General features: G+C 69.3%; 23 protein-coding genes. 11 read left to right on the plus strand and 12 right to left on the minus strand.

The window, feature by feature from the left end:
• Nucleotides 1-3 precede the first annotated feature (3 nt).
• Together H4W31_RS01910 and H4W31_RS01915 are read right to left on the minus strand one after the other, a co-directional pair.
• Nucleotides 4-1,698 (minus strand): 3-hydroxyacyl-CoA dehydrogenase family protein, encoded by a 1,695-nt coding sequence (locus tag H4W31_RS01910; RefSeq protein ID WP_318782979.1) that lies wholly within the window; start codon nt 1,696-1,698, stop codon nt 4-6.
• A 157-nt stretch (nt 1,699-1,855) separates the two neighbouring features.
• Nucleotides 1,856-2,905 carry an alpha/beta hydrolase gene (locus tag H4W31_RS01915; protein WP_192765060.1) on the minus strand — a complete coding sequence of 350 codons (1,050 nt, stop codon included), beginning with the start codon at nt 2,903-2,905 and terminating at the stop codon, nt 1,856-1,858.
• Nucleotides 2,906-3,130: 225 nt separating this feature from the next.
• Between H4W31_RS01915 and H4W31_RS01920 the strand changes: the two genes are divergently transcribed.
• Nucleotides 3,131-4,258 (plus strand): ice-binding family protein, encoded by a 1,128-nt coding sequence (locus H4W31_RS01920; protein ID WP_318782980.1) that lies wholly within the window; start codon nt 3,131-3,133, stop codon nt 4,256-4,258.
• A 77-nt stretch (nt 4,259-4,335) separates the two neighbouring features.
• On the opposite strand, the gene H4W31_RS01925 is transcribed toward H4W31_RS01920, so the two are convergent.
• Nucleotides 4,336-4,863, minus strand: coding sequence for an FHA domain-containing protein (locus H4W31_RS01925; RefSeq protein ID WP_192765061.1), 528 nt, complete (start codon nt 4,861-4,863; stop codon nt 4,336-4,338).
• A 242-nt stretch (nt 4,864-5,105) separates the two neighbouring features.
• Here H4W31_RS01925 and H4W31_RS01930 point away from each other — a divergent pair, with 242 nt between their 5' ends.
• Both H4W31_RS01930 and H4W31_RS01935 read left to right on the plus strand, forming a co-directional pair.
• Nucleotides 5,106-6,602, plus strand: a complete 1,497-nt coding sequence (locus H4W31_RS01930; protein ID WP_192765062.1) for an aldehyde dehydrogenase family protein — start codon at nt 5,106-5,108, stop codon at nt 6,600-6,602.
• Nucleotides 6,603-6,681: 79 nt separating this feature from the next.
• Nucleotides 6,682-7,344, plus strand: a complete 663-nt coding sequence (locus H4W31_RS01935) for a class I SAM-dependent methyltransferase (protein ID WP_192765063.1) — start codon at nt 6,682-6,684, stop codon at nt 7,342-7,344.
• A 75-nt stretch (nt 7,345-7,419) separates the two neighbouring features.
• On the opposite strand, the gene H4W31_RS01940 is transcribed toward H4W31_RS01935, so the two are convergent.
• The 4 genes from H4W31_RS01940 to H4W31_RS01955 all read right to left on the minus strand — a co-directional run bounded on the left by H4W31_RS01940 (nt 7,420) and on the right by H4W31_RS01955 (nt 10,504).
• A complete protein-coding gene (locus tag H4W31_RS01940; RefSeq protein ID WP_192765064.1) occupies nt 7,420-8,283 on the minus strand; it encodes a MauE/DoxX family redox-associated membrane protein in 864 nt (287 codons plus the stop codon).
• A gap of 85 nt (nt 8,284-8,368) precedes the next feature.
• On the minus strand, nt 8,369-8,971 hold the full coding sequence (locus H4W31_RS01945) for a cell wall protein (RefSeq protein ID WP_192765065.1): 603 nt from the start codon (nt 8,969-8,971) through the stop codon (nt 8,369-8,371).
• A 13-nt stretch (nt 8,972-8,984) separates the two neighbouring features.
• Nucleotides 8,985-9,395: an RlpA-like double-psi beta-barrel domain-containing protein gene (locus H4W31_RS01950; protein ID WP_192765066.1), complete on the minus strand. Its 411-nt coding sequence runs from the start codon at nt 9,393-9,395 to the stop codon at nt 8,985-8,987.
• 140 nt (nt 9,396-9,535) lie between these two features.
• A complete protein-coding gene (locus H4W31_RS01955) occupies nt 9,536-10,504 on the minus strand; it encodes a helix-turn-helix transcriptional regulator (protein ID WP_192765067.1) in 969 nt (322 codons plus the stop codon).
• 63 nt (nt 10,505-10,567) lie between these two features.
• Between H4W31_RS01955 and H4W31_RS01960 the strand changes: the two genes are divergently transcribed.
• Entirely contained in the window at nt 10,568-11,689 is a 1,122-nt protein-coding gene (locus H4W31_RS01960; protein ID WP_192765068.1) for an epoxide hydrolase family protein, read from the plus strand.
• On the plus strand, nt 11,689-12,819 hold the full coding sequence (locus H4W31_RS01965) for a winged helix DNA-binding domain-containing protein (RefSeq protein WP_192765069.1): 1,131 nt from the start codon (nt 11,689-11,691) through the stop codon (nt 12,817-12,819). Before H4W31_RS01960 ends, H4W31_RS01965 begins: the two co-directional genes overlap by 1 nt.
• Before the next feature lie 69 nt (nt 12,820-12,888).
• Here the strand turns inward: H4W31_RS01965 and H4W31_RS01970 are convergent, their stop codons facing one another.
• Both H4W31_RS01970 and nucS read right to left on the minus strand, forming a co-directional pair.
• Nucleotides 12,889-14,484, minus strand: coding sequence for a hypothetical protein (locus H4W31_RS01970; RefSeq protein WP_192765070.1), 1,596 nt, complete (start codon nt 14,482-14,484; stop codon nt 12,889-12,891).
• Nucleotides 14,485-14,684: 200 nt separating this feature from the next.
• Complete coding sequence (gene nucS, locus H4W31_RS01975; protein WP_192765071.1) at nt 14,685-15,344, minus strand: endonuclease NucS; 660 nt, start codon at nt 15,342-15,344, stop codon at nt 14,685-14,687.
• A gap of 73 nt (nt 15,345-15,417) precedes the next feature.
• Between nucS and H4W31_RS01980 the strand changes: the two genes are divergently transcribed.
• From H4W31_RS01980 to H4W31_RS02000, 5 genes are all read left to right on the plus strand, one after another.
• Nucleotides 15,418-16,050, plus strand: coding sequence for a DUF4126 domain-containing protein (locus H4W31_RS01980; protein WP_192765072.1), 633 nt, complete (start codon nt 15,418-15,420; stop codon nt 16,048-16,050).
• A gap of 76 nt (nt 16,051-16,126) precedes the next feature.
• Nucleotides 16,127-17,098: a polysaccharide deacetylase family protein gene (locus tag H4W31_RS01985; RefSeq protein WP_318782981.1), complete on the plus strand. Its 972-nt coding sequence runs from the start codon at nt 16,127-16,129 to the stop codon at nt 17,096-17,098.
• A 51-nt stretch (nt 17,099-17,149) separates the two neighbouring features.
• The gene (locus H4W31_RS01990) at nt 17,150-17,998 is read left to right on the plus strand and encodes an ABC transporter ATP-binding protein (RefSeq protein ID WP_192765073.1); all 849 of its coding nucleotides are present in this window, start codon (nt 17,150-17,152) and stop codon (nt 17,996-17,998) included.
• On the plus strand, nt 17,995-18,843 hold the full coding sequence (locus H4W31_RS01995) for an ABC transporter permease (protein ID WP_192765074.1): 849 nt from the start codon (nt 17,995-17,997) through the stop codon (nt 18,841-18,843). The genes H4W31_RS01990 and H4W31_RS01995 overlap by 4 nt, the downstream gene beginning before the upstream one ends.
• A gap of 227 nt (nt 18,844-19,070) precedes the next feature.
• A complete protein-coding gene (locus H4W31_RS02000; protein ID WP_192765075.1) occupies nt 19,071-19,220 on the plus strand; it encodes a hypothetical protein in 150 nt (49 codons plus the stop codon).
• A 288-nt stretch (nt 19,221-19,508) separates the two neighbouring features.
• Here the strand turns inward: H4W31_RS02000 and H4W31_RS02005 are convergent, their stop codons facing one another.
• The 3 genes from H4W31_RS02005 to H4W31_RS42420 are packed head-to-tail and all read right to left on the minus strand — an operon-like array spanning nt 19,509 to nt 21,816.
• The gene (locus H4W31_RS02005; protein ID WP_192765076.1) at nt 19,509-20,774 is read right to left on the minus strand and encodes a glycosyltransferase; all 1,266 of its coding nucleotides are present in this window, start codon (nt 20,772-20,774) and stop codon (nt 19,509-19,511) included.
• An 8-nt stretch (nt 20,775-20,782) separates the two neighbouring features.
• Nucleotides 20,783-21,415, minus strand: a complete 633-nt coding sequence (locus tag H4W31_RS02010; protein WP_192765077.1) for a tetratricopeptide repeat protein — start codon at nt 21,413-21,415, stop codon at nt 20,783-20,785.
• Nucleotides 21,412-21,816 (minus strand): hypothetical protein, encoded by a 405-nt coding sequence (locus H4W31_RS42420; RefSeq protein WP_225945354.1) that lies wholly within the window; start codon nt 21,814-21,816, stop codon nt 21,412-21,414. The genes H4W31_RS02010 and H4W31_RS42420 overlap by 4 nt, the downstream gene beginning before the upstream one ends.
• Here H4W31_RS42420 and H4W31_RS42425 point away from each other — a divergent pair.
• Complete coding sequence (locus tag H4W31_RS42425) at nt 21,802-24,084, plus strand: hypothetical protein (RefSeq protein WP_225945355.1); 2,283 nt, start codon at nt 21,802-21,804, stop codon at nt 24,082-24,084. The two genes, H4W31_RS42420 and H4W31_RS42425, sit on opposite strands and share 15 nt — an antisense overlap.
• Nucleotides 24,085-24,150 lie beyond the last annotated feature (66 nt).

Below are 24,150 nucleotides of genomic sequence, written 5' to 3' on the forward strand. Positions count from 1 at the left end.
GGGTCACCGGTCGGGGTGCTCCCGGAAGCCGCGACCGGTGCCACGACCCAGATAGCCGGCGGTCACCAACTGCTCCAGCAACGGCGCCGGGGCGAAGCCGGGCTCCCGGAGTTCCCCGTAGAGCCTGCACTCGATGGCCAGCGCAACGTCCAGACCGATCGAGTCCAGCATCTCGAACGGGCCCGCCGGATAGCCGCAACCCAGCTTCATCGCATGGTCGATGTCGTCCGCCGTCGCGTACGACGCCTCCAGCATCCGCACCGCGTCGTTCAGGTACGGGAAGAGCAGTGCGTTGACGATGAACCCGGCCCGGTCGTCGCAGACCACCCCGGTCCGGCCCAGCCCGGCGCAGAACGCCCGAGCGGTCGCGGTGGCCTCCGCCGACGTACGGATGGTGCTGACGATCTCCACCAGCGGTAGGGCCGGCGCCGGGCCGGAGAAGTGCAACCCGAACACGTCCGCCGGGCGCCGGGTGGCCATCGCGAGTTCGATGACGGGAAGTACGGAGGTCGTGGTGGCGAGCAGCGCTCCCGGCCTACAGACTTCGTCCAGCTCGCCGAAGAGGGCCCGCTTCGCGCTCAACTCCTCGGCCACCGCCTCGACGACCAGGTCGACATCGGCCAACTCGTCCAACCCGCCGGGCTTGTCCGCCTCCCGGGACACCGCGACCACGTCGTACCCGGCCTCGGTGAAAACCTCGACGATCGCGGCGGCTCTGTCGCCCGAACCGACCACCCCGACCTTGGCGACCGGGCGGGCGGCGTCGACAGGCGCCGCCGACGGGGTCTGCTCGTCGGGTACGACGGTCGACGATCCGGGCCCGGCGTACCGGTAGAAGCCCTGACCGGACTTGCGGCCGAGCAGTCCCGCCGTGACCATCTGCCGGAGCAGCGGCACCGGGGCGTGCCGGCGATTCCGGCCACCCCGCCGGTACATGGTGTCCAAGATCTCGTACGCCGTGTCCAGACCGATCAGGTCCAGCAGTGCGAGCGGCCCCATCGGCAGCCCGCAGCCCGACTTCATCGCCGCGTCGATGTCCTCGCGGCTCGCGTACCGCGACTCGACCATCGCGATCGCCTGATTCAGGTAGCCGAAGAGCAGCGCGTTGGCGATGAAACCAGCCCGGTCGGCGATGGTCACGCCAACCTTGCCGAGCCGGGCACAGAGCCCCTCCACGGCATCGACCACCTCGGGTGCGGTCGTGACCGTCCGGACCACCTCGACCAGCTTCATCACCGGCGCGGGATTGAAGAAGTGCATCCCGATCACCTGGCTCGGCCGGCCGGTGGCGACGGCGATGTCGGTGACGCTCAACGAGGAGGTGTTGGTGGCCAGGATCGCGGCCGGTTTACAGATCCGGTCGAGTTCGCCGAAGAGCCGCCGCTTCAGGTCGAGCTGTTCCGGTACCGCCTCGATCACCAGGTCGACCTCGCCGAGCGCGGCCAGCCCGACGGCGAAGTCGATCCGGCCCAGCAACGCGTCCCGGTCGTCGGCGGTCAGCCGGCTCCGGGCCACGGCCCGCTCGGTGGAGCGGGTGAGCGTCGCCTGACCACGCTCCAGGGCGGCCGGAGTGATCTCGACGGCGACCACGTCGACACCGCTGCGGGCGAACACCTCGACGATGCCGGCGCCCATCGTGCCCAGCCCGACCACGCCGACACTCGAAACGGTGCCGTCGCCGGTGAACTCGCGTGCCACTGCTGGCCTCCCGCTTCGTCGCGAACGGCCGGCTGAACGGCCGCTAAGGAACCTGCGAGCGAGTCTGCCATGCGCCCCCTCGGCAACTCGGCCCCGCCCTGCGCACGGTTAGGAGGGGGCCCTTCTTCTACAGAAAACGATAAGAAGGGGCCCTTCCTTACACCAGGTCCAGCAGGGCGGCGACGAACTCGGCCGGACGCTCGATGTTCGGCGAATGGCCGCAGCCGGGAAGAACGATCTCCCGGTAACTGCCGCCGGCGGCCGCGTAGCGGTCCAGCACCGCGCGGGTCTGCCCGATCATCGGCTGGGGCGGGCACGCTTCCGCGCCGGGCCAGCCCGGGACGACACCGAGCTGACCGAGGTACGCCAGGTCGAAGAGGGAGGTGTCCGAGACGATCACGTCGGCGTCGCCGCGTACCCAGGTGATCGGCGGTTTGGTCGACACGGCGACCAGCTCGTCGGCGATCCGGAAGTGCTTCGGGGCCAAGGTGTTGAGCACGCCCCGGTCCCCCGGCGCCATGCCCGGCCAGTTCCCGGTCTGTTCGCTGTTGCCTGGGTAGTTGTCGTCGCCGGTCGCGGTGGAGAGCACGGAGTCGAGCAGCAGTTCCTCGTCCTCGCCCAGCGATGCCGGATCGGCCACGTAGGCGGTACGCAGCACGTTGCGCGGGCTGGTCCGTGCGTCGGTACCCCGCTCGGCGGCGGCCAGCCGGCGGACGAAGTCGGCGCCCGCCGTTCCGCCTCCGGTGCCGGCGAAGTCGGGCGTGGTCGGGGTGCCGGCCAGATCCCGGGTGCCACCGAACCCGTACGGCGAGACCGGCGCCGCCAGCAGCAGCCCGGCCACCCGGTCGGGGTGGCCGATCAGGAGGGACATCGCCACTCCCCCGCCCAGCGAGTGCCCGACCAGCACCGGCCGGGGGTCCGCCGTGCCGAACAGCGCCGGCTCGTCGAGCAGCGCGGCGACGTCGTCGGCGAAGACGCGCAGGCCACGGGTCGCATCCACCGGCGCGACCTGGGTGCCGCCGTACCCGCGCAGGTCGGGGGCGACCAGGCGCAGGGTGGCCGGCAGTCGGCGGATCAGCGGCTGCCAGAAGTCGGCGGACGAGCAGTTGCCGTGGATCAACAGCACCGGGATGCCGTCCTCGGGACCGGCCACCAGCACCCGCTGCCGGATGCCGTTGGCAAGGATCTCGTGTCGTCGGATCTCCATCCGGGCGATCATGCCAGCCGACCCAGACCCGGGCCATGTGGCCGCTCGCCACATCCCGACGCCGACCGAAGGTATCAATAAACAGGGGCGTTTTAGGGGTTAGGATCACTCATATCCCGGGACGTGCGATTATAGGAATATAGTCCGTATTGCTAGACATCGAGCTTCCCGAGGAAACCCATGGCAGCCTTTGGCCTCACGGGCACCTCCCCCAGGATGGCCCGGGTGACTTCCGCCCTGACGCTGATATTTGCGACGACCGCGCTGATCGGCGTGGTCGGGTCGCCCAGCGCGAACGCGGCCACGTTGCCGGTAGAACTGGGCGCCGCCGCGGACTTCGCGGTTCTCGCCGGCACGACGGTCACGAACACCGGGTTCACCGAGGTCGACGGCGATATCGGCGTGAGCCCGGGCACCGCGGTGACCGGATTTCCTCCTGGTGAGCTGACCGGAGCCATATACAGCGGCGACGACGGCCCCGCAGTGGCGGCACAAAGTGATCTGGCCCTCGCCTACGGCGACGCCGCAGGGCGCACCCCCACCGGCACCGTCTCGGGGGATCTCGGCGGAACCACCAGGACCACCGGCGTGTACAACTCCGCCTCGGGTACGTTCGGAATCGCCGGAACGCTGACCCTCGACGCCGAGGGCGACCCGAACGCCGTCTTCATCTTCAAGGCCGTCTCCACGCTCATCACGGCCGCCGACAGTGAGGTGAACCTGGTCAACGGTGCCCAGTCGTGCAACGTCTTCTGGCAGGTCGGTAGTTCCGCGACACTCGGAGCCAACTCCACGCTTCGGGGTGACGTCCTCGCTTTCACCTCGATCACCGTCGGTGCGGGAATTGAGGTCGACGGCCGAACGCTGGCGATCAATGGCGCGGTCACCCTCGACACCGACTCGATAACCGCATCGACCTGCGCTGAACCGGGTGAGTTGTCGATCAGCGCGCCGGAGACGGCCGACCTGGGCACTGCCAGGCCCGGCGGAACGGTTTCGGCGAACTTGGGCCCGGTAACGGTGACGGATGAACGCCTACTGTCGGAGGCGGCGTGGACCGCGACGGCGGTCGCGACGGGCTTCGTCCTCGACGGCTCGAGCCACACCATCTCCAATGTCAACGTCTCCTACTGGTCGGGTACGGCGAGCTCGACCACCGGTATCGGCGACTTCGACTCGGGCCAGCCGACAGCGGACGACGCGGAGATCATCAATGTCCCGCGTACCGCGTACAGCCTCACGGACGGCATCGGCAACAACGCTGCGACCTGGGACCCGGTCGTTACAGTCCAGATTCCCCTGTCGGCCGTCGCGGGCGAATACACCGGAACGGTGACCTTCTCCGTCTCGTGAAAGCTGCCGCAGTTCCCCTGCCGCAGTGCCTCAGCCGGCGGCCCGCCTCGAACGCGCCGGCGGGCTGGCGTCTCCTCCTACTGGAAGGCGAGATAGGCCCAGGTCACCCAGCCGGCGAGTGCCACGCAGCCGCCGATCATCAACAGCATCCGGCGGGAGCGCTGGGGCGGACCCATCAGCTGGGTCGGCGCGGTCAGCGCGCTGACCGCCGGCCCTGGAGCACGGGCCGGGGCCGGGGTGGGCGGCACCAGCGCCTGGTAGCGCAGCGTCGTCAACTGGTAGGTCGCCGCGGCACCGGGATCGAAGAATCGCAGTTCCACGTGCCCGAGCCGGAGCCGGTCCCCGTCGTGCAGCTCGGTAAGGCCGGAGAGCCGCCGGTCGTTCAGCCAGGTTCCATTGGTCGATCCGGTGTCGGTCAGCAGCACCCGGCCGTCGACGAGTTCGACGGTGGCGTGCCGGCGGCTGACCTTGGGATCGTCCAACAGCACGTCGACGCCGTCCTCCCGGCCGATCTGGCGCAGTCCCGGCCGGAGCCGGAAGCTCGCGCCCTGCAACGGTCCGCTGGTCACCGTCAGTAGCGGTAACAGATCCAGCTCGTCGGACATGGATCGCCCCCATCGGCGTTGCCCCGAGCCGACGCGGCAACGCCGGCCCCCGAACCGACGCGGCAACGCCGGCCCCCGCAGGTCAGCTTCCCATCCGCTCCCGGCCGGACTCCACGTCCTGCCGGACCGTGTCGCCGTGTCCGGGTAGGGGATCCAGCCTCGCCGCTTCGGCGGATGAACGGCGCCGATCATGCTCATTCACGCACCTACCCGCGAGTAATATTCGGGTTTAGACTCGCGGCATGACGACCGTGAACGCACCCGGTGTGCCCGCGATCGAGGACGGCGAGCTGACCTCGACCAATCCCGCGACCGGGGAGCTGGCGGGCCGGTTCCCGATCGCGGACCCGGACGACGTCGCCCGGATGGTCGGGCGGGCCCGGCTGGCGGCGAAATGGTGGGCCGGGCTCGGCTTCGCCGGTCGCCGAACCCGGCTGCTGCGCTGGCGGTCGCTGCTCGCCAACCGGATCACCGAACTCGCCGCACTGTCCCATCTGGAGACCGGCAAACCGATCGCCGACGCTGTCGTCGAGGCCGTGAGCGCGATCGACCACCTCGACTGGGCGGCCCGGAACGCGAAGCGGGTGCTCGGACCCCGCCGGGTACGCGGCCGGCTCGTCATCGCCGAGTTCTCCGCCCACCTCGAATACCAGCCGTACGGCGTCGTCGCGATGATCGCGCCCTGGAACTATCCCGTGCTGACCCCGGTCGGCGCGTTCGGGTACGCCCTGGCCGCCGGAAACGCCGTGATACTCAAGCCCAGCGAGTACACCCCGGCGGTCGGGCAGTGGCTGGTCGACACCTTCGCCGAGGTGGTGCCGGAACACCCCGTCCTCCAGGCGGTACACGGTCTCGGCGACGTCGGCGCCACACTGTGCCGCTCCGGCGTCGACAAGGTCGCCTTCACCGGCTCCACCGCCACGGCCAAGAAGGTGATGGCCACCTGCGCCGAGACCCTCACCCCGGTCGTCCTGGAGGCCGGCGGCAAGGACGCGATGATCGTCGACTCCGACGCCGACCTCGACTCCGCCGCCGAAGCCTGCGTCTGGGGCGCCCTCACCAACGCCGGCCAGACCTGCATCGGCATCGAACGCGCGTACGTGGTCGAGCCGGTCTACGACGCCTTCGTGGCCAAGGTGGTGGCGAAGGCGTCCCGGCTGACCGTCGGAGCCGAGGACACCGACCTCGGCCCGATCACCATGCCGGGCCAGATCGAGGTGATCCGACGGCACATCGACGACGCGATCGCGCGCGGCGGACGGGCCGTACTCGGTGGACCGGATGCCGTGCAGCCGCCGTACGTCCGGCCGACCATCCTGGTGGACGTACCCGAGGACGCCGCTGCGGTGCGCGAGGAGACCTTCGGGCCAACCCTCACGATCGCCCGGGTCGCCGACGCGGACGAGGCCGTCACCCGGACCAACGCGGTGTCGTACGGCCTGGGCGCGTCCGTCTTCGGCCGGCGCCGCGCCGTCGAGATCGCCGGCCGGATCCGCTCCGGAATGGCCGCTGTCAACTCCAGCCTCACCTTCGTCGGAATGTCGACACTCCCGTTCGGCGGTATCGGCGACTCCGGCTTCGGCCGCATCCACGGCGCGGACGGACTGCGCGAGTTCGGGCGGAGCAAGGCGGTGACCAGACGGCGCGGACCCTCGGTGCTGCCCTCGATGACGTTCGAACGGACGTCCGCGCAGGTCGAGCGCATCATCAAGGCAGCGAAAATTATGTACGGGCGGTGAGCGCGAACTGACCGATCGTAGGGACAAAAGGACGACTAAGACATCCCTGGTCGCCTCCCGCATCGGTAGCGTTCGCCAAATGGGGCTGCACGCGTTGCGATTTCGCCTGGTTGACAGCGAAAATTCCTGGGGCGCCAAGCGGCGGCAGCGCCGAGCCGGCTGGCTCGCCGAAACCTTTCCAGATCTGGCGCAGATGTCCGTGATCGATCTCGGCGGCCGGGTGAGTACCTGGGCGCAGAGCGCGGTACGGCCGAAGCACGTACACGTGGTGAACCTGGAGGACGCCCCGGCCGACGTACCGGAGTGGGCGGAGGTCGACCGCGGCGACGCGTGCGCGCTGCCCCGGCACATCGCCAGCCGCCGCTACGACCTGGTCTTCTCCAACTCGGTGCTGGAGCACGTGGGTGGGCACGAGCGCCGGCTACGGTTCGCCGAGACGGTGCACGCGCTAGCCGACGCACACTGGGTGCAGACCCCGTACCGCTACTTCCCGATCGAGCCACACTGGATCGCCCCCGGGATGCAGTTCACCCCGGTCCGGCTGCGGGTGGCGGTGGCCCGCCGATGGCCGCTGGCGCACACCCGCCCCGACTGCCGGGAGAAGGCGATCCAACAGGTGCTCTGGACCGAGCTGGTGGACCGGTCACAGATGCGGCACTACTTCCCACACTCGCAGATCCGGGCCGAGCGGCTGGCCGGTCTGATCAAGTCACTGATCGCCGTCCAGACCGGCCGCGCCTGACCAAGGTGTAAGGAAGGGCCCCTTCTTATCGTTTTCTGTAGAAGAAGGGGCCCTTCCTAACACCTCTGCGCGGGGTCAGCCGGCGTACGCCGGATCCGCCCGGCTCGCCGGATCTGCCAGGCTCAGCAGCGTGGCGCCGGTCGAGTCGTCCACCAGGGCGACCCGGACCCGTTCCGGTGCCGCCCCGGCCGCCGGTACGGCGAAGATCGCGGTCGCCGGTCGTCCCTGGTAGCGGGCCGAGTAGCAGACCATCCGCCAGGACTGCTCCAGCCAGTGTTCCCGGACGTCCGAGGTGAGCAACGCGGCGACCTGCCGGTACGCCCCACTGAGCTGGAGTTGTTGGACGCTGGCCAGCAACGGGACGCCGGAGCCGCCCCGCAGTGGATGGGTGAGCCGGGCCCGGAGCCGGCGCAGTGGCAGCAGCCAGGCCGCGTCGAACTCGGGCGACAGGGCGACCAGTACCGCCACCTCGGCGAGGAGCAGCGCGATCGAGGCGGCCGGTTGGTCGACCAGGGCCGGCAGCCAGTGCCCACCGCCGGCGGCGACGGCACCGAACAGACCGGCCAGGGCCAGCCCTCCGGCACGGACGATGCTCCGCCCGGTGACCGGGGTGGCCTTGGCGCTCAGGCAGCCGCACGACGAGCCGGGCGCGGTGCGGCGGGCGTACCAGAGATAGCCGACGAAGCCGGCGGCGAGCGCGGTGGCCGCGACCGGCTCGGCCACCGGGGCCGGCGGGACCACCAGCAGGATCCCGAGCGCCAGTTCGACACCGCCGAGGAGCCGGTACGCCGGCACCGCCCGGTCGGCACCGAGCAGCGTGCCGAGCGCCGACGTGCCGACCAGGTCGGCCGCGCGCCGGTCGAACAGTTTGATCCGGGCGGACCAGATCAGTACGACGCCGATCAGCAGGGACTGGAGTGCCGCCATCGACTGGAGCATTGTGCCCTCCTCTCTTCCCGGGAGAGGTGTTAGGAAGGGCCCCCGCTACAACAGAAAACGATAGGAAGGGGCCCTTCCTTACACCTCAGTTGGCGGCGTAGACCGTGGCGATGCTGATCTCGTTGGTGTCGGGATGCCAGGCACCGATGATCTGTACGTGCCCGCCGACCCGGAGCAGCGAGACGTCGGAGATGGCCGGGGTGCCGTTGTAGACGGCGGCGGTCGTGCCGGGTACGACGTGCCCGATCAGCCGCCTCCCGTGGTGGTCGAGGTGCAGCACGTTGCGGCCGACCGACGCGATGTGCGCGGTCAGATTGACGATGTTGGCCCAGAGCGAGTCGGCGGCGAGCGTGCCGTCGGGGAGCCGGACGCCCCGGACGTACATGCCGTCGCCCTTTTCGAGCCGGTCGAAGGTGGTCGGCTGGAACTTCCAGATGCTCGTACCGTTGGTGACCTGGATGCGGTGCAGTGCGCCGTCCGAGCCGGCGAGCAGCACCACGCTGCCGTTGATCGTGGTGACCCGGCCCTCGGCGAAGTTCGGGTCGGGTTGGCCGGGTACGACCTTGACCGGTTCGGCGGCGAAGGCGGCCTCCGGGGCCAGTGAGCCGAGTGCGGTCGCGCCGGCGATGCCGGCCCCACCGAGTACGGCGGTGCTGAGCAGTCGGCGTCGGTCCATGGTGTTCGCCATCGTGGAGCCCTCCCTAGACCGAGTCGACCGAGCAGGGCCGCAGCCCCGTGGAGAGGCTGGCGATCGCGCTGTACGCCGCCGGGGTCAGGTCGATGATCCGGTTCGTTCCGCAGGACGAGCCGCAGCAGGCGCGCTCGCCGCAGAAGAGATCGGTCTGCGGTCCACAGTCGGCGATCGAGGTGCCGACCCGTGCACCGTTGCAGAGGTTCGTGGTGTAGTGCACGAACCCACAGGTCCGCCGGCTGAGGCTGGTGCCGCAGGTATCCGGTCGGGTGATCGCGAGACAGGCTGCCGAGGCGTTCGGCCAGGCGTGCTGGTAGTTGCCGGAGGTGCAGGTTCCGCAGGCGCCTCGGCCGGTCGACGCGCACGGGCCCCAGGCACTGCCGCAACAGAACCAGGACACCTCTCCGGTCACAGCTGCCATGATCGGTCCTCCCTTCGAGGATTAAGGGAAACGACGTTGATCAATATTGACGCCAATTATTACGGCGGAAAACCACGGAGTCAATCAAGTCTCTGAAAGTTTTCTTCAGGCGTCCGGCTCGTCGCCGAGGACCCCGGAGGTCACGATGAGCTGGTATCGGTGGCCCGGCTGGCCCGGGCTCCCAACGCACGGAGGTAGTCGATCAGCTCCGGCGGCTCGTGCACCTCGAACTCGCAACCGAGGGTGGCCAGCCGCAACGCCAGCCACTCCAGCGTGTCGGTGTGGCTGCGCAGCCGGCAACTGTGCTCGTCGATCGGTTCCAGATCGCCGGGCGCGTCGCCGACCCGACCCGCGACCTGCGCGATCGGCACGTGCAGCGTCGCCACCGCCCGGTACGTCGGGGTGAACGCGTAGAGCTTCCGGGTGACGAACTCGGCGGCGTCGTCGGCCGGCAGTTCGCGGGGCGGCACCCGGACACCGGTACGGCGCGGCTCGGTGATCCGGTCGACCCGGAAGATCCGCCAGTCCGCCCGGTCGGTGTCGTAGGCCACGAGATACCAGCGGCGACCGGCCGAGACCAGCCGGTTCGGCTCCACGAGGCGGGCGCTGTCGCCGCCAGAGTGCGACCGGTACCCGAAGCGCAGCCGCTCATGACCCGCGATCGCCGCCGCCAGCACGGTCAGGGTCTCCGGGTCCACGGTCGGCCGGCCCCAGGTCAGCATCGGTACGGTGGCCGCGCTCAGCGCACCGACCCGGTACCGTAGCCGGGACGGCAGCACCTGTTCGAGCTTGGCGAGCGCCCGTACCGACGCCTCCTCGATTCCGGCGACCGCGTGCCCGGCGGCCGTACGCAGCCCGACCGCGATCGCCACCGCCTCCTCGTCGTCGAGCAGCAGGGGCGGCATCGCGGCGCCGGCGACCAGCCGATATCCCCCGATCGCCCCCATCGACGCCTCGACCGGATAGCCGAGCCCCCGCAGCCGCTCGACGTCGCGCCGGACGGTGCGCAGGCTGACCTGGAGGCGCTCGGCCAGCTCACTGCCGGGCCACTCGCGCGGGGTCTGGAGCAGGGAGAGCAGCGTGAGCAGTCGCCCTGGGGTGTCGGTCATCCCAGCCAGGATGCCAGCCATGTGTGACAGGATCTGACCTATATAGGTTCTAGCGTTCCCGGCATGACGCCATTTCACATCGACGTGCCCCAGACGGACCTCGACGACCTGCGCGACCGGCTGGCCCGGACCCGCTGGCCCCGGCCGCTGCCCGGCGACGGCTGGACCCGTGGCGTCCCGGTCGACTACCTGCGGGACCTCGCCGACTACTGGCGAGGCGGGTACGACTGGCGCGTGCACGAGGCCCGGCTCAACGAGTTTCCCCAGTTCCGTACCGAGATCGACGGACAGGACATCCACTTCCTGCACGTACGCTCGCCGGAGCCGGACGCCCTGCCGCTGATCCTCACCCACGGCTGGCCGAACTCGATCGTCGAGTTCACGAACCTGATCGGCCCGCTGACCGACCCCCGGGCGTACGGCGGCGACCCCGGCCAGGCGTTCCACGTGGTCGCCCCGTCCGTGCCCGGGTTCGGATTCTCCGCGCCACCGGCCCAGACCGGCTGGACCGTCGGACGGGTGGCCCGGATCTGGGCCGGGCTGATGAGCCGGCTCGGCTACGAGCACTACGGCACCATGGGCGGCGACCTCGGCGCGTACGTCGCCCCGGAGGTCGCCATCGCCGACCCGGACCGGGTGGTCGGGGTGTACGTGATCGGCGGACTCGGCTTTCCCACCGAGTCCGACGTGCCGGAGCTGACCGAGGCCGAGCAGGCCGCCTTCGCGAGCCTCCAGCAGGCGGACTGGATGAACGGCGTCGACCACCACGCCCTGCTCCGCGCCGCCCCGCAGACCTTCGCCTACGGGTGGCAGGACTCTCCGGCGGCGGCACTGGCCTGGATGATGCAGAAGTTCCACGAGTTCAACACCGACCCGAGGCCGGTGGAGCAGGTTCTCGACCGTGACCTCATCCTCACCAACCTGAGCCTCTACTGGTTCACCGGGACGTTCGGATCCTCCTCCTGGTTCATGTACGACAGCACCGCCTTCGCGTGGCCGCAGGGGCAGACCGCCGCGCCGACAGGCGTCTACAGTGGCCCGCCCGGAATCCGCCGGCTCGCCGAGCGGCACAACACGATCCTGCACTGGCCGGAGAGCAACTCCGCCGGCCACCATTTCGTGGCCATGGAGCAGCCGGACGCGTTCGCCGCCGATCTCCGTACCTTCTTCGCTAAGGTCCGCTGATGCGTCAACTGTCGTTCGCGCAGGTGTGCGCCCGGCGTCTGGACCGGCAGGGGCTGGTCTCACCGCTGCCCGGGGCCGCGGCCGTGGCAGCCCGGCTCGGCGGGGTGCACGCCCAGGTGCTCTCCGCCGCCGAACTCTCGATCGGGCTGCGCACCCGCGACAGCACCCGGGTCGACGTACGGGAGGCGCTGTGGGCCGAACGCAGCCTGGTCAAGACGCGCGGCCCCCGCTTCACCGTGCACCTGTTGGCCACCGAGGACCTGCCGATCTGGACCGGCGCCCTGTCGGCCCTGCCGATCCAGCCGCACAAGCTGCTCACCGAGGAGCAGGCCGAGCAGGTCGTCGCGGCGATCGCGGACGCGCTCCGCGACGCCGAGCTGACCACCGACGAGTTGACCGAGGCGGTCGTGGCGCGTACCGGAGCGTGGGCGGGTGACCGGGTGATGGACGCGTTCCAGGACAAGTGGCCGCGCTGGATCGAGGGGATGTCGCTCGCCACCCGGCGTGGTGCGATGTGCTTCGGCCCGAACCGGGGTCGCCAGATCACGTACACCAACCCGACCCGGTGGCTGCCCGGGTTCCAGCCCGCCGAGGCCCGAACGGCACTCGCCGAGGTCGTCCGGCGTTACCTGTACGCGTACGGCCCGGCCACACCGGCACACTTCGCCCAGTGGCTGGCCGCGCCGAGGCGCTGGGCGACGGAGCTGTTCGACTCGCTCGGGGCAGAGCTGGAGCAGGTCTCGGTGGCCGGCACCGCCGCCTGGGTGGTGGCGGGCGACACCGCCGCCCCGACCGGGTTGCCGGACGGGGTACGGCTGTTGCCGTACTTCGACGCGTACTCGGTCGGCTGCTTTCCGCGCGAGCACGTCTTTCCCGGCCGGGCCGCCGAGCGGGCGTTGGCGGGCGGCCAGGCCGGCAACTATCCGGTGCTGCTCGTCGACGGGGTGGTGGCCGGAGTCTGGCACCAACGCCGCTCCGGCCGCCGCATCGACGTCACGGTGGAGCCCTTGGGCCGGCTCACCGCCCCGCAACGACGCAACCTCGACGACCAGGTACACCGTATCGGCGAAATCCTCGAAGCCACCCCGCGACTCACCATCGGCGAAGTGACCGTCGGCCCACACGCCTGACTGCAAGGAAGGGCCCCTTCTTATCGCATTCTGTAGATGCGGGGGCCCTTCCTAACACTTCACTCCGGTTCAGGAGGCGGCGGGCGGCGGCCCGAACGGTGTCGCCGGGTACGGCGGCTCGGCTCTCGGGACCGGCGGCTCGGTGTTCGGCAGTGGGGGCCGGCCGAAGCGGTGGCCGAGCCAACCGGCGGCGGCGATGCCGACCAAGGCGCAGGCCGAGCCGAGGAGTGCCGCGTTCCGGTAGCCGATCGCGCCGTTCGCCCAGGCGACGAACGGCGCGAGCCAGCCGACACCGCTCGCCAGTCCGATCAGGATGATCAGCAGTAGCCAGCGGACCGGCAGCGCCCGTCCGGCGAAGACGAGGATTCCGACCGCACCGGTCAGCGCCATCAGCGGCCCCAGCACGACCAGAAGTCGGCCGAGGACGGCGATCACCTCGTCGCTGCCCATCCCCGGGATGCCGACGAGTCCGCCCACGCAACCCAGGACCAGCGGGATCCCGAACCAGATGACGGTGACCCTCCCCCGCCGGGCCGCCAGCCAACCACCCAGGCCCATCACCGCCAGCGCGACCAGCAGCGCGAGCACGATCTCCCGGGCGAGCGCGCCGGGATCGATTCCCGACGGGTCGGCCCGGCGGGCCGCCCCGCCGTAGCCGTCGAACCCGACCCGGGTCCACCGACCATCCGGGTCGCGAACGGCGACACCGTCCCGACCGTTGGCCACCACGACGACGTGACCGGCACTCGTCGGATGCACGATCAACGCCTGGGAGGAGAGGTAGACCTCCAGGTCACCGAGGTCGTCGTAGGACCGGATGAGATAGCGGCGTACCTCGTCCGGCACCTCCCAACTCGTACGCCAGGTGGTGCCGGTGTCGGTGCTCTCCTCGACCCGCAGTTGTCCCGACACGACGCGATAGCAGTGCGCCGGTTCACCCGGCACGCAGCCCTGGCCCGTCCCGACCGGTAGCCCGGACCGCTCGGCCTCCAGGGCCGTCTCCTCGGCCGGCTCCAACCGCCGCCAGCCACGACCGTCCCGCTCGCTGAGCCACCATGTCTCGGGCTGCCGGTCACCGGCGTGGTAGGCGTTGGCCTGGCCCACCACGATCTGGTTCCGCCAGACCGTGACCGCGACCGTGTCCGGATAGCTCGGCGCGCTGGTGGCCACCACCGCGAGTACGGCGCCCGGCAGCAACACGAGCACGCCGAACCGACGTACCGCCCGGCGCGTGGCCGGACGTCGCCGGGCCCGGGTCCACACCCAGCCGGCGATGCCGAGCATCGGCAGGGCGGCGAGGTCGGTCCGGTCGGCCAGGATCACCGACGGCCCGGTGAGCCCGCTCCACAGCGCGGAGGCCGCGGTCGCCCCGGCAGCGGTCGCCTTGACCACGGTGAAGGCGAGCCCGGTGACGCCGAGACTGGCGAGCGCCACCGAGGTTCCGGGCAGCCTCGGGGCGAGCACGGCGAGCACGGTGGCGAGCAACGGCGCCACGACGAGCAGGCCGGCGAAGTCACTGAGCTTCCCGGTGACCAGTCCCGGGTACGCGGCCTTGAGTAGGTGGTCGTTGACCACGAGCACGACGATCGCCAGCACGGTCACCGGATGACCGAACCAGGCGAGCATCACCGGTGGGGTGGGCCGGGTGCGGCTGTCGTCGTCCATTCTGACGACGATTCCGCCCCGGCATCACGGTCCCGGCACCGCCGCATCGCGATCTTGTGCCGATCGGGACACCGCCAGGTCGCGGAAAGGCGACAATCCGGTACGACGCTTCGGCCCGACAACCATCCGGGCCGGACCGAGCGTCAGCAGCCCCGCGCGACGCCGATCAGAGGAGCGTCAGCTGTCCCGCGCGACTCCGCTCAGAAGAGGGTCATCTCGTCCCGGACGATGCCACGCAGCCGGTCGTAGTTGACCGCCACGCACCGGATCCCCCGGTCGGCGGCGAGCACCCGGGCCTGTGGCTTGATCTCCTGCGCGGCGAAGACGCCGTGGACCGGCGTGAGCAGCGGATCACGGTTGAGCAACTCCAGGTAGCGGGTGAGCTGCTCCACCCCGTCGATCTCGCCTCGCCGTTTGATCTCCACGGCCACCGCCGCCCCGGCACCGTCCCGGCAGAGCAGGTCGACCGGCCCGATCGCGGTCGGGTACTCCCGACGGACCAGCGTGAAGCCGGCGCCCAGCTCGGTGGGGTTGGCGGCCAGCAACTCCTGGAGGTGCGCCTCCACACCGTCCTTACGCAACCCGGGATCGACACCCAACTCGTACGACGAGTCCTGGAAGATCTCCTCCAGGGTGATCCGCAGTTCCTCACCGGCCTTGTTGACCACCCGCCACACGCCGGGAGCCTCCTCCAGCCGGCAGGGCGGGCTCATCCAGTTGAGTGGCTTGTAGGCCCGGTCGTCGGCATGGATCGAGACCGATCCGTCGGCCTTGACCATCAGCAACCGGGTCGCCAGCGGCAGGTGTGCCGAAAGCCGTCCGACGTAGTCCACGGAGCACCGCGCTATCACCAACCGCACCCGACGAGGGTAGCGGAGCGGCCGGAGTACGCCCGACGGGCCATGCTGGCGAGTCGGTGCCATCCTGGAACCCGTGCTGGAAGCCCTCACCGGAACCGGTCTCGCCGCATCGGCCGGACTGAACGCCTACATTCCCCTGCTCACCATGGCTCTGCTCGCCCGGTTCACCGAACTCGTCAATCTGCCGAGCGGCTGGAACTGGCTCTCCAACGGCTGGACGATCGCGATTCTGGCGGTGCTGCTGGCCGTCGAGGTGGTCGCCGACAAGGTGCCGGTGGTCGACCACGTCAACGACGTGGTGCAGACGGTCGTCCGGCCGACGGCGGGCGGACTCGCGTTCGGCGCGGGATCCGGCTCGGAAACGGTGACGGTCAGTGACCCCGGCCAGTTCTTCGGATCCCACCAGTGGGTGCCGATCGCGATCGGGGTGATCATCGCGCTCGGCGTACACGGGGTGAAGGCCGCCGCCCGGCCGGTGATCAACGCCGGTACGGCCGGCTTCGGCGCCCCGGTGGCGAGCACCGCCGAGGACGCGACGAGCGTGTTCGTCTCCCTGGCGGCAATTCTGCTTCCGGTGCTGGTACTGGTCTTCCTGCTCGGGGTGCCGTTCCTCGTGATGTGGGTCGTCCGGCGACGTCGGCGCCGCCGGCAGCAGCGGCGGGCCGCCCGGCTCGGCCAAACCGAGACCATGGTGGACCAGTACTGACCGCTCCCCGCTGGTCCGGACGTGTTCCGGCACAGCGGGACCACGGCACTGGACCGGGACTGGCATGCTCGGCCAGGTGTTCGCGAAGGTATTTCGGATCGGCCTGATCTCCGTCGCCGCTGCCGCGCTCGTCGGAGCCCTCGTCCTGGTGGTGGCCGTCGTACGCGGCGGCGCCACCTCGGCCACCCCGGAGGCGGGGACGGTGCCGTCCTGGGCCGGCGGCCCGGCCGGACCGGCGGACGGCACCCCGGGGGCCGGTTCGGCGACGGCCACGGCACCGCACCCGACCGGGCCGGCGACACCGTCGACCGCCCCGACCCGGACGTCCTCGCCGTCGGCGAACGAGCGGCCCGGGGCGACCCGGCCCGGTACCCGTCCACCGGTGGTCGGGCACGGTCCCCGCTCCGGGAACCTGGTCGCGCTCACCTTCGACGCCGACATGACCGACTCGATGCTCGCCAACCTGCGCAACGGGCGGGTGCGGTCGTACGCCAACCTGCGGATCATCGAGCTGCTGGAACGGGAACGGATCCCGGCGACGTTCTTCCTGACCGGCAAGTGGGTGGAGCGCTATCCGGACCTGACCCGGCGGCTGGCCGGCAATTCCCGCTTCGAGCTGGCCAACCACACGTACGGGCACCTGGCGTTCACCCCGAACTGCTACGGCCTGCCCCGGGTGCCGAGCAGCCGGATGACCGAGGACGTGGCGCGGACCTTCCGGCTGATCGAGCCGTACGGCGGCCGGCAGACCCGCTACTTCCGCTTTCCCGGCCTGTGCCACGACGGTGCCTCGTTGTCCGCCCTCGCGCCGCTGGGGGTAACCGTGGTCGACGGAGACGTGGTCAGCGGGGACCCGTTCGCCACCGCCTGGCGGCCGATCGTGAACGCGGTGCTGTCGAAGGTCAAGCCCGGCTCGGTCGTCGTCCTGCACGTGACCGAGGCGAACGCGGCAATGACCGACGAGGCGCTGCCGCACATCCTGCGCGGGCTGCGCGAGCGCGGGCTCTCCCCGGCGCCCCTCTCCGAGGTGCTGTCCGGCGCCAGGTGATCCACCGGCCCCGCCGGCCGGTCCCACCGGTCCGTCACGCATAGTGTTCCCATGGATGATTCGCTCGCGATCTCCGTTCGAGGGTTACGCAAGGCGTACGGCGAGACCACAGCGGTAGACGGCGTCGACCTGGCGGTGTCCCGGGGCGAGGTTTTCGCCCTGCTCGGCCCGAACGGGGCCGGAAAGACCACCACGATCGAAATCCTCGAGGGCTACCGCCGCCGGGACGCGGGCGAGGTCAGTGTGCTCGGCATCGACCCGGATCGCGCCGACGACCAGTGGCGGACCCGGGTCGGCATCGTCCTCCAGGGCACCGGCGAGTTCGACGACCTCACCGTGGCCGAGGTGGTGCACCACTTCGCCGGCTTCTACCCCGAGCCGGATGACCCGGACAAGGTCATCGACCGGGTCGGCCTGGCCGACAAGGCGAAGGCCCGGACCCACGCCCTGTCCGGCGGGCAGAAGCGGCGGCTGGACGTGGCGCTGGGCATCATCGGCCGCCCCGAACTGCTGTTCCTGGACGAGCCGACCACCGGCTTCGACCCGGAGGCCCGCCGCGAGTTCTGGGAGCTGATCCGCGACCTGGCCGCCGCCGGCACCACCATCGTGCTGACCACGCACTACCTCGACGAGGCCGAGGCGCTCGCCGACCGGGTCGGCGTGATCACCGGCGGCCGGCTGGTCGAGGTGGCCGCCCCGGCCCGACTCGGCAACCGGGAGAACGCGTTGACCACCGTCTCCTGGCGTACCCCGGAGGGCGGGGTGGAACGCGCGGAGAGCGCGACGCCGACGGCGCTGGTCGCCGAGTTGGCCGCGCGGTTCGGCGGCGAGGTACCGGGGCTGACCGTGACCCGGCCCACCCTGGAAGACGTCTACCTGCAGATGATCGGGCACCGATGACCACAGCATCGCGCACTCTCGACAGCCCGGCGACGACGGTCACCGGCCGCCGCCTCGGCCCGGCCACCCTCGCCCTCCGCCAGGGTCGCCTGGAACTCCGGCAGTTCCTGCGCAGCCGCGAGTCGGTCGTCTTCACGATGGCGTTCCCGGTCGTCCTACTCCTGATCTTCGCCTCGGTCTTCCGCGACGAAATCGGCGGCGGCGTACGGTTCACCCAGTACTTCGTGACCGGGATGATCGCCTCCGGTCTGGTAGCGGTCGGCTTCCAGAACCTGGCGATCCAGATCCCGGGTGAGCGGGACCGGGGCATCCTCAAGCGGCTGCGCGGCACCCCGATGCCGCAGTGGGTCTACTTCGCCGGCAAGGTGATCATGGTCGGGGTGATCGCCCTGGCCGAGACCGCACTACTGCTCGGCACCGCGACCCTCTTCTTCGATCTCCAACTGCCGACGACCGCCGCCAAGTGGTTCACCTTCGGCTGGGTCTCGCTGCTCGGCATCACCGCCTGCACCCTCCTCGGCATCGCCTTCTCCTCCCTCGCCCAGACCGGCCGAGGCGCCTCGGCCACCGCCACCCCGGTCGCCCTGATCCTCCAGTTCATCTCCGGCGTCTTCATCGTCTTCACCCAACTGCCGAGCTGGATGCAGCAGGTGGCGGCGCTCTTCCCCCTCAAGTGGATGTGCCAGGGCCTTCGCTCGGTCTTCCTCCCCTCCTCCTTCGCCGCCCAGGAACCAGCCGGCTCCTTCGAACTGGGCCGGGTCGCCCTCGTCCTGTCCATCTGGTGCGTCCTCGGCCTCGTCCTCTGCCTGACCACCTTCCGCTGGACCACCCGCCGCGACGGCTGAAGTGCACGGAAGGGCCTCATGCGGGTCTTGGTGCGTAGCCGGCACTTGGGTAGCAGGTTGGCCAAGCCCCCAGGTGATCATTTCGTACCGCAGGAGCGTGACCGGCAGCCTGTTCTTCGATGCCAGTCGGGGCGGCAGTGTGCCTGATTCGGCTCGCCCGCTCCAGCAGCAACTACCGCGTTTACTCCACGAGCACCACGCTGCGGTGACTCGCCTCCCGCATCGACATGGACGCCGACGCGGCCAGACAGGGACTCATCCTGCTCCAGCAGTTGCGCCCCGCACTGACCACGCAGCAGGGTGAGCCGGTCGACCCAGCGCACGTACGGGTGACGCTTGGGATCCTGCTGCTCCTGCATCACATCGAGCTCGAGTAACCGGCGCTTGCCCTGCCGGGCCTGCGATCCGGTTCGGCTTGCCACCGAACGACCCGCAACCATCTGCGCCGTGCTCGTCCATTGCCCCACCGGCTCCTCGGAAGCGAGATCACACCCTGGCATTGCCGATGTCGGCGGAGGCGCCAGTGACGTAGCAACGCACACCCACCCGGCCGGACACAGCGCCGCGAGGGTGATGGGCGACGTGCCGTGGCGCCTCCGGCAGGGCAGCACCGGCGCGGCCGGGTGTCTCGTAAACCGGGACGCTGGCTGCACCCCGCCCGATAGTCATATGTTCAGCAGGCCGCCGTTGCGTAGGGCGTCGTCCTTGATCGCGATGAGATTCGCGGAGACGTACGGGATGTTATGCGTCTGGTGCCATTCGCTCGGGAAGTACGTGACCAACCGCGACGCCTGGAATCGGCATTTGATTTCAGGCACGAACCGAGAATAGTTGGCGTCCGTGAAATACCAGAACGAGTTTTCGTTGTAGAACGCCACATGCGTCGGATCCTGGTAGGCACCCCGACCGTCGGTGCTAGGTGTCAGCGACAACAGCATCCCGTTCGGCGCAAGCAGCCGGTACAACTCGTTGAACAGTGCAATTTTGTCCGGAATGTGTTCCAGGAAATCCACAGCCCGAATGACTCCGACGCTGTTGTCCGGCAGATCGACACCCTTCGTTACATCGCAGACCATGTCGACGCCCGACCCATCGTGGTAGTCCAGACCGAGATATCCTTCCGGCTTGCTGTGGGCCGCACCCAGGTCGAGCGCCAGGAGTCCCTGCCGCCGTGACCAGGTCAGCACATTTTGTTGAATGTTCCGGTCGTAGATCTCCACCGTACGCTGCTGGATACGGGCGTTGAGATCCGGAACGCGCTGCGTGTTCTTGGCATGCATGCGCTGCAGGTACAGGCATTTCTCAATGTGATGAAACTCGCTCACCTGATAGATCCGGGCCATCAGATCGGCGTCGTCCGCGACGTCGAACGACTCGTCGTATCCGCCGACCTTCTCGTAGATGTCCCGACGGAAGGCCCGCACATGGTTCGGTGCGTACCAGATGTAGCTCACATTGTGCGGCGTCGGCGGCAACGCCCGGCATACCAGCACCTCGCGGCCGTCCACCTTATCGTCGTAGTGCCGCCAGCCGAATGAACTCGCGAAGCGGTCTTCGCAGCGGCTGCCGTCCTCCTGGATCTGCGCGGTGTCGCTGTAGACGAACCCCACCTCCGGGTTGGAGTCGAAGGCGTCGACGATCTCTTGCAGACAGTCGCTGCTGAGCAGATCGTCGTCGTCAAGCTCGACCAGGATGTCCCCGGCAGCCTCGGCGCAGGCGTACCCCTTCACAGCGCCAACGCCGTTCAGGTTGTCCTGGACAATGAGCCGGATCCGATCGTCGTGCCTCTCAGGCCGCCAACGAGACCCCTGGTTGAGAACGACTACCCATTCCCAGTCGGTGAAGGTCTGCGCGACCAGTGATCGGAAACATTCGTCGATGAAACGGGTGCGGTTGCTCCCCGTGAAGACCGTTACGCGCGGTGTACGCATTGAACCGATCACCTACCCGCCGGACCCGAGGACCGAGTGGTCGGGACCCCGCGGTACTTCGCCGGAACGGCTGAGGTGAGCCCCTTGTCCAGCCGGATCGCCGCCTTGAAGGCGTCCCGCGCTGCCGCGTTGTCACCGGATTGGGACAGCAGCATGCCCAGCCGGAGGTAGGCGGTTGACGACTTGTTGTCGATCGACACGACCTTGCGGTAGATGTCCATCGACGTCGTCGGGGCTTTACTTTCCAGTGCAATCGCCTTGTTGTAAAGGGCCGGCTTGTAGTTGGCGTCGGCCGCCAATGCCTTATCGTAGTTGCTGATCGCCTCGTCTGCCTGGTTGCGCGACTGGGCGATGAAGCCCAGATTGAACCAGGCGAACTTGTTGTTGGCTTCGACGGCCAGCAGCTTCTCGAAGGTGGCCTTCGCCGCGTCGAAGTTGCCGGCCTGGCCCTGCTCGACACCGAGCTTCAGCAGATCCGCCGGCGCGGTTCCGGTGTTGGTGCCGCCATTCGTCTTGTCGCTTTTGCTGTCACCGGAGTTGCTCGTCTGCGGCTTGTCAGCAGGCTTCTCGCTGCATGCCGCGACTCCGGTCAGCAGGACCGCACCACAGGCGAGTGACCCGAATATCTGACGCATGCTCATTTCTCCTCCTTGACGGTAGCGGGGCGCTCCGACTTGCTGTTCGGCCGGCTGGCCTTGCTACTGTTGGCCGTCCCCCGGCCCGACTTGTTGGCCGGAGCCGTTAACGCCACCGGCGTGGCGGGCGAGATGCAGGACACCCAGATGTCGGCGCCTCCGCCGGTAAAGGTGAACTGGTAGCCACTGATCGAGAGCGGCTGGATCAGCACCGGGTTGACGCCCGCGCCCGAGAGCTGGTACCCGGTTCCGACAGCAATGTCTCCGGGCACACACCCGAAATTAACGGGGGTGTCCGCAATCACGGTAAGCGGGCCCTGAATGTAGGCGGCCTGGATTCCGTTGCCCGCCAATCCCTGCGCGCCCTGGGCGCCCGCGTCGCCCTGCGGTCCTTGTACGCCCTGCAAACCCAGCGCACCTTGGGCGCCCTGGGCACCTTGAGTACCCGTGTCGCCCTGGGCCCCCTGGAAACCTTGCGCACCCTGAATTCCCTGGGCTCCTATGTCGCCTTGAGGACCTTGAGTGCCCACGTCGCCCTGGGCACCTTGAACGCCCACGTCGCCCTGGGCGCCCTGGAAACCTTGAACGCCCTGGGCACCCACGTCGCCCTGCGCACCCTGAATTCCCTGGGCACCTTGAACACCCACGGCACCCTGAACGCCCGCATCGCCCTGAGCACCCTGAGCACCCTGAACACCCGCATCGCCCTCGGCGCCCTGGAAACCTTGGAAACCTTGAACGCCCACGTCGCCCTGGGCGCCCTGCGCACCCTGAACTCCCTGGGCACCTTGAACACCCACGTCGCCCTGGACACCTTGGGCGCCCTGGGCACCTTGAACACCCACATCGCCTTGGGTGCCCTGGGCACCTTGCGCACCTTCAACGCCCCCGTCACCCTGGGCGCCCTGGAAACCTTGGAAACCTTGAACGCCCACGTCGCCCTGGGCGCCCTGGGCACCTTGAGCACCTTGAACGCCCTCGCCCACGTCGCCCTGCGCACCCTGAATTCCCTGGGCACCTTGAACACCCACGGCACCCTGAACGCCCGCATCGCCCTGAGCACCTTGGAAACCTTGAACGCCCTGGGCTCCTATATCGCCCTGGGCACCTTGAGTACCCACGCCGCCCTCGGCACCTTGAGCGCCCACGTCGCCCTGGGCACCTTGAGCGCCCACGTCGCCCTGGGCACCTTGAGCGCCCACGGCACCCTGGGCACCTTGAACGCCCTCGCCCACCTCGCCCTGCGCACCCTGAACTCCCTGAGCACCTTGAACACCCACGGCACCCTGAACGCCCGCATCGCCCTGAGCACCTTGGAAACCTTGAACGCCCTGGGCTCCTATATCGCCCTGGGCACCTTGAGTACCCACGCCGCCCTCGGCACCTTGAACGCCTTCAACGCCCTGGACACCTTGAGCACCCACGTCGCCTTGAGCACCTTGAGCACCTTGAGCACCTTGAGCACCTTGAGCACCTTGAACGCCCTCGCCCACGTCACCCTGCGCACCCTGAACTCCCTGAGCACCTTGAACACCCACGGCACCCTGAACGCCCGCATCGCCCTGAGCACCTTGGAAACCTTGAGCACCTTGAACGCCCTGGGCTCCTATATCGCCCTGAGCACCTTGAGTACCCACGCCACCCTCGGCACCTTGAACGCCCTGGACACCTTGAGCGCCCACGTCGCCCTGGACACCCTGGGTACCTTGCGCACCTTGAACGCCCTCGCCCACCTCGCCCTGCGCACCCTGAACTCCCTGAGCACCTTGAACACCCACGGCACCCTGAACGCCCGCATCGCCCTGAGCACCTTGGAAACCTTGAACGCCCTGGGCTCCTATATCGCCCTGGGCACCTTGAGCACCCACGTCGCCCTGGGCACCTTGAGCACCTTGAACGCCCTCGCCCACGTCACCCTGCGCACCCTGAATTCCCTGAGCACCCTGAATTCCCTGAGCACCTTGAATACCCACGGCACCCTGAACGCCCGCATCGCCCTGAGCACCTTGGAAACCTTGAACGCCCTGGGCTCCTATATCGCCCTGGGCACCTTGAGTACCCACGCCGCCCTCGGCACCTTGAGCACCTTCAACGCCCTGGACACCTTGAACGCCTTCAACGCCCTGCACACCTTGAACGCCCACGTCGCCCTGGGCACCCTGGGCACCTTGAGCACCTTGAGCGCCCTCGGCACCCTGAACGCCCGCATCGCCCTGAGCACCTTGGAAACCTTGAACACCCTCGCCCACGCCGCCCCGCGCACCCTGAATTCCCCGCGCACCCTGAATTCCCTGGGCACCCTGAATTCCCTGGGCGCCCTGAATTCCCTGGGCACCCTGGGCGCCCTGGGCACCTTGAGCGCCCTGGGCGCCATGCGAGCCGTGCGGGTAGTCCGATTTCGGCGGCCCGCCCTCGTGGTGCCCATCCCACGGGCCCTGCCAGCCCTGGGGGCCGTAGTCCGGGGTCCTTCCTGGGTAGCCGTCCCACGAATCGTCAGGTCCACCGCCGTCGTCGCGGACAGTCGACCAGGACAACGGCCACCCGCCGTACTGGCCGAGCGGGCCGGGCGTACCGATGTGCACGCCCTGGGCAGACGATTTCGCTTCCACCGGTTGCGCTGCGGCTGCGGGCCCACCCGTCATCCCGACTGCCAGCAGGACAGAGCTCAGCCCTGAAGCGGCGCGGCCTTGCTTCAGCCCTCGCCGCAGCCGTCGGTTGTTGCTCATGACCCCTCCAGAGAG

Origin of the sequence: Plantactinospora soyae, assembly GCF_014874095.1 — a bacterium.
Lineage (GTDB): Bacteria > Actinomycetota > Actinomycetes > Mycobacteriales > Micromonosporaceae > Plantactinospora > Plantactinospora soyae.

Excerpts from the sequence above, each read along its gene's own strand:
- H4W31_RS02005 (WP_192765076.1), bottom strand. The coding sequence starts at position 20,774 with ATGCGTACACCGCGCGTAACGGTCTTCACGGGGAGCAACCGCACCCGT.
- H4W31_RS02010 (WP_192765077.1), bottom strand. The coding sequence starts at position 21,415 with ATGAGCATGCGTCAGATATTCGGGTCACTCGCCTGTGGTGCGGTCCTG.
- H4W31_RS01915 (WP_192765060.1), bottom strand. The coding sequence starts at position 2,905 with ATGGAGATCCGACGACACGAGATCCTTGCCAACGGCATCCGGCAGCGG.
- H4W31_RS01950 (WP_192765066.1), bottom strand. The coding sequence starts at position 9,395 with ATGGCAGCTGTGACCGGAGAGGTGTCCTGGTTCTGTTGCGGCAGTGCC.
- H4W31_RS01960 (WP_192765068.1), top strand. The coding sequence starts at position 10,568 with ATGACGCCATTTCACATCGACGTGCCCCAGACGGACCTCGACGACCTG.
- H4W31_RS01925 (WP_192765061.1), bottom strand. The coding sequence starts at position 4,863 with ATGTCCGACGAGCTGGATCTGTTACCGCTACTGACGGTGACCAGCGGA.
- H4W31_RS02000 (WP_192765075.1), top strand. The coding sequence starts at position 19,071 with ATGGACGCCGACGCGGCCAGACAGGGACTCATCCTGCTCCAGCAGTTG.
- H4W31_RS01955 (WP_192765067.1), bottom strand. The coding sequence starts at position 10,504 with ATGACCGACACCCCAGGGCGACTGCTCACGCTGCTCTCCCTGCTCCAG.
- H4W31_RS01990 (WP_192765073.1), top strand. The coding sequence starts at position 17,150 with ATGGATGATTCGCTCGCGATCTCCGTTCGAGGGTTACGCAAGGCGTAC.
- H4W31_RS01940 (WP_192765064.1), bottom strand. The coding sequence starts at position 8,283 with ATGCTCCAGTCGATGGCGGCACTCCAGTCCCTGCTGATCGGCGTCGTA.
- H4W31_RS01930 (WP_192765062.1), top strand. The coding sequence starts at position 5,106 with ATGACGACCGTGAACGCACCCGGTGTGCCCGCGATCGAGGACGGCGAG.
- H4W31_RS01965 (WP_192765069.1), top strand. The coding sequence starts at position 11,689 with ATGCGTCAACTGTCGTTCGCGCAGGTGTGCGCCCGGCGTCTGGACCGG.
- H4W31_RS01995 (WP_192765074.1), top strand. The coding sequence starts at position 17,995 with ATGACCACAGCATCGCGCACTCTCGACAGCCCGGCGACGACGGTCACC.
- H4W31_RS01935 (WP_192765063.1), top strand. The coding sequence starts at position 6,682 with ATGGGGCTGCACGCGTTGCGATTTCGCCTGGTTGACAGCGAAAATTCC.
- H4W31_RS01945 (WP_192765065.1), bottom strand. The coding sequence starts at position 8,971 with ATGGCGAACACCATGGACCGACGCCGACTGCTCAGCACCGCCGTACTC.
- H4W31_RS01970 (WP_192765070.1), bottom strand. The coding sequence starts at position 14,484 with ATGGACGACGACAGCCGCACCCGGCCCACCCCACCGGTGATGCTCGCC.